This window comes from Bartonella queenslandensis AUST/NH15 (assembly GCF_000312585.1).
GTDB lineage: Bacteria > Pseudomonadota > Alphaproteobacteria > Rhizobiales > Rhizobiaceae > Bartonella > Bartonella queenslandensis_A.
The window spans coordinates 87,763-91,328 of the sequence record NZ_HE998013.1 but is presented as its reverse complement, the minus strand read 5'-3'; the positions used below and the strand labels follow the sequence as shown (position 1 = coordinate 91,328).

Here is a 3,566-nt window from a genome sequence, read left to right as displayed (position 1 = left end):
ATTTTTTAAATAATGAAGATTGCTTATTGCCTCACGCTTTTGTTTATTACGTTTTTTAATGGGGTCACAACCTTCGCGTAAAACAGAACGCCATTGGTTTAGTTTACGGGCTTGTTTTCAAGAGACATCTCTTAATGCACTCAAGCCCATTTCACGACGCCGCCCATGAATGGTATAATGATAAAGCTATTGAGCCCCCCATCTTTATGCTTGTGAAGTAACAAGCTGGCACCATCATTATATTTTCCAACCCCCGGTGTAATATTGCGACAGATCTTGCATTAAGACGGTTCATAAGAGCCATTTTTAATTCCTTTCTCATACAGTTTTTACCCACACAGCAGCCCCGCTTGTGACGTGCAAGCGAATGGTTTTGATTGATTCAGCATAGAACAGATTTGAAATAAGAGAATTTTACAGTATTCAGGGTTCTAATTCAATATGAATGACGCTAAATTACCATTATAAATTAATGCTTTGATTGAAGTATTTAAAGCATTAAGAATTATTGCAAAAGAAACGTTGAAAAATAGCATAATAATGCTTACCTTTTAGGTGCCATGAGGTAATAAATCCACTTATAATTTTATGAACTTTTTTCTTCGATAAAAAATTTTTTAATGTTTTGTAATGGCATCAATGATGGTATTTACATTATGCTCCATCATATCGAGATACGTTGCGGCAGGGCCATTTTCGTCTGATAATGCATCAGAATAAAGTGTTCCACCAATTTTTAAACCTGTTTCTTTTGAAATTTGTTTGATGAGACGGGGATTAGAAATATTTTCAACGAACAATGCTGCTGCCTTATTCGCTTTAATTTGTTTTATCAGTTTAGCAACATCAGCTGCAGTTGCTTCAGCTTCTGTTGAAGCGCTTTGGGGGGCAAGGATAGTGAAGCCATATTCTTTAGCAAAATAGTCAAAAGCATCATGAGATGTGATAATGATACGTTTATCTTGAGGGAGGGTAGCAATTTTTGTTTTTAGGGTATCTTGTGCTGTTTGAAGCTTTTTGATGTAGGTTTCGGCATTTTTATTATAGCGCGTGCAAGATTGTGGATCAATTTTGCAAAAAGCAGCAGCGATATTCTTCACATAGATTTCGACATTGGGAATTGTTTGCCAAGCATGCGGATCAATAACACTGTGATGGTGGTGATGGGCGTCATATTCTTGATTTTTCATTTCGAGGGGAGGAATATTAGCACTAACCTTGACAAGAAGTGCTTTTGTACCGCTGGCTGTGATGAGACGGTCAATGAACCCTTCTAAATGAAGTCCGTTGATAAAAATAATCTGAGCGCTTTTAAGAGCTTGAGCATCATGAGGCGTAGGTTCATAAGTGTGGGTATTCGCATTGGGTCCTACAAAAGTGGTCATAGAGATATTGTTGCCTCCTACATTTTTTACGAGATCGGCAAGAATAGAAAAGCTTGCAACAACTTGTATTTTATTGTGTGCAGAAGCAGAAAAGGGAGAAAGGGCAAACAATAAAGCAGTAAGCAGAACAAATTTGTGAGTAAATTGAGACATAATTTTTTCCTTAAAATGAGGAAGTGTAAAAGAGATGGGGAAACCATGTTACAATAAAACCGCGTGGGCTTATGAGGAAGGAAATAAGGTAAATAAATCCTGCGGCAATGATGATAGCAGGGCCAGAGGGCAGTGAGAGATGAAAAGAAAGCAAGAGACCACATACGCTAGAAATGATGCCAAAAAGAATGGAAAGCACACAAATAGGAACTAAGCGTGAAAACCAAAAACGGGCTGTAATTGCTGGAATCATCATAATGCCAACGGAAAGTAATGTTCCTAGGGATTGAAAGCCCCCAACCAGATTCAACACCACAAGTCCAAGCAATGAAATATGAATATATTTACTCAATGGAGAGAGTGATTTAAAAAAGAGCGGATCAAAGCTTTCTAAGACAAGTGCACGCCAAAAAATAAAAAGGCTGCAAAGTGTGATCAGCATTATGATAGTGATCAACCAAAGAGCCTGTGTATCAATTGCAAGAACCGATCCAAATAAGAGATGAAGCAGTTCAATGGTTGAATTTTTCAGTGAGATAATAATGACACCTGCTGCAAGTGCAATAAGATAAAAGACGGTCATAGATGCATCTTCTTTCTGAAAGCTATTTCGTGAAATTAAAACAGTTGCTAAAGCAACAATAATGCCAGCAAAAATACCACCAAGTGTCATAAATATAAGGGAGAAGCCGCAAATGAGAAAAGCAGTTGCAACACCAGGAAGAATGGCGTGAGAGATAGCATCTCCTGTCAAACTCATTCCACGAAGCATCAAAAATACACCAACAGGGCAAGCGCTACTAGAGAGGAGAATAGAGCCGATAAGGGCGTTTTGCATAAAGTGGAAATCAATAAAGGGGGCAAGAAAAAATGCATACACGTCTTATAACCTAAGAAAGAGAGAATCATTAATAGGAGGGAGGTGCTTTTGTGTATTAAAACACAAAGAGTCGGAGGAGAGGGGGGGCATAACGTGGTGAATGGTATTGTCGAGAAACTGTGTTGTTTCTCCATAAAAGGCGTTTTGTTGATTAATTTGAATCATTTGAGGAAAAAATTCTTGCACGATGAGAGGGTCATGGAGTGCTGTGAGAATTGTGCGACCTTGCTGTTTCCAGAGTGTGATCAGTGCAAGAAGGTCTTTTTGAGTATTGCGGTCGATACCATTGAAAGGTTCGTCAAGCAAGATAATATGGGCATCTTGTACAATGATACGTGCAAAAAGGGCGCGCTGTAATTGCCCACCTGATAATGTTTCAAGCGAACGGGTGGCAAGTGCTGTGAGTCCAACCATTTCAAGCGCATTCTGAATCTTAGAATCATAAGGGCGCTGGTTTTTCCATAATCCACAAAAGGACCATAATCCTGTTTTGATAAGCGTTTTCACATCAATTGGAAATGTTTGGTCTATATCACATTGCTGAGCAAGATAAGCAATGCGGCTTTTTTTCGGTTTTGTAATTTTCCCCTTAAGAGGTTTAATCAATCCAGCGATGGCTTTTAGCAATGTTGATTTTCCAGCACCATTATCACCCGTTATTGCAACCAAGGAACCCGCTTTTAGCTTTGCTGAAAAGCCCTTGATCGCTATTCTATTCCCATAGCCTAATGTTGTCTTTTTAAAGTGCAGATCCATAACTTATACCATCTTTGCTTATGATTTTGGAAATTATGTAATAATATAACGCTTGTCAATAAAATGTTATATTATTACATCATTTTGAGTGCTCAATATTTTAGTGGGAAGATCGTGGACAATTCAAAATAATGGTCGAATTTTTCTTGACGAAAGAGAGAGAGTATATACTATATATAGTATCAAAATGATTGGTGATTCTAAATAAGCACAAGAGAGGGTGATGAGTGTGTTTTGTTTGATATCTAAATTATTTCCAATGTTGTCGTAAAAGTTTGTTGAGCAAGGGTATAGCGATATTCTTGCTGAAAGGTCTCTTTTGGAAGAATTTCCTTTCATTTTTGTAGTTGATTTTTGCCGTAAAAGAGTAAAATAGAACTCTTGAAAACGGT

General features: G+C 37.8%; 4 protein-coding genes and 1 pseudogene. All 5 read right to left on the bottom strand.

Going from position 1 to position 3,566, the window contains the following annotated elements:
• A pseudogene (locus BN338_RS13255) lies at positions 1-304 on the bottom strand (integrase arm-type DNA-binding domain-containing protein); the annotation flags it as partial.
• A gap of 313 nt (positions 305-617) precedes the next feature.
• Positions 618-1,538: a metal ABC transporter solute-binding protein, Zn/Mn family gene (locus BN338_RS08495; RefSeq protein WP_039761002.1), complete on the bottom strand. Its 921-nt coding sequence runs from the start codon at positions 1,536-1,538 to the stop codon at positions 618-620.
• Positions 1,539-1,548: 10 nt separating this feature from the next.
• Positions 1,549-2,418 carry a metal ABC transporter permease gene (locus BN338_RS08490; protein ID WP_039761000.1) on the bottom strand — a complete coding sequence of 290 codons (870 nt, stop codon included), beginning with the start codon at positions 2,416-2,418 and terminating at the stop codon, positions 1,549-1,551.
• Positions 2,419-2,421: 3 nt separating this feature from the next.
• Complete coding sequence (locus BN338_RS08485; RefSeq protein ID WP_039760998.1) at positions 2,422-3,174, bottom strand: ABC transporter ATP-binding protein; 753 nt, start codon at positions 3,172-3,174, stop codon at positions 2,422-2,424.
• A 123-nt stretch (positions 3,175-3,297) separates the two neighbouring features.
• Positions 3,298-3,566: hypothetical protein (locus BN338_RS12700; protein WP_210160962.1), on the bottom strand; the 269-nt coding region annotated here is incomplete at its 5' end.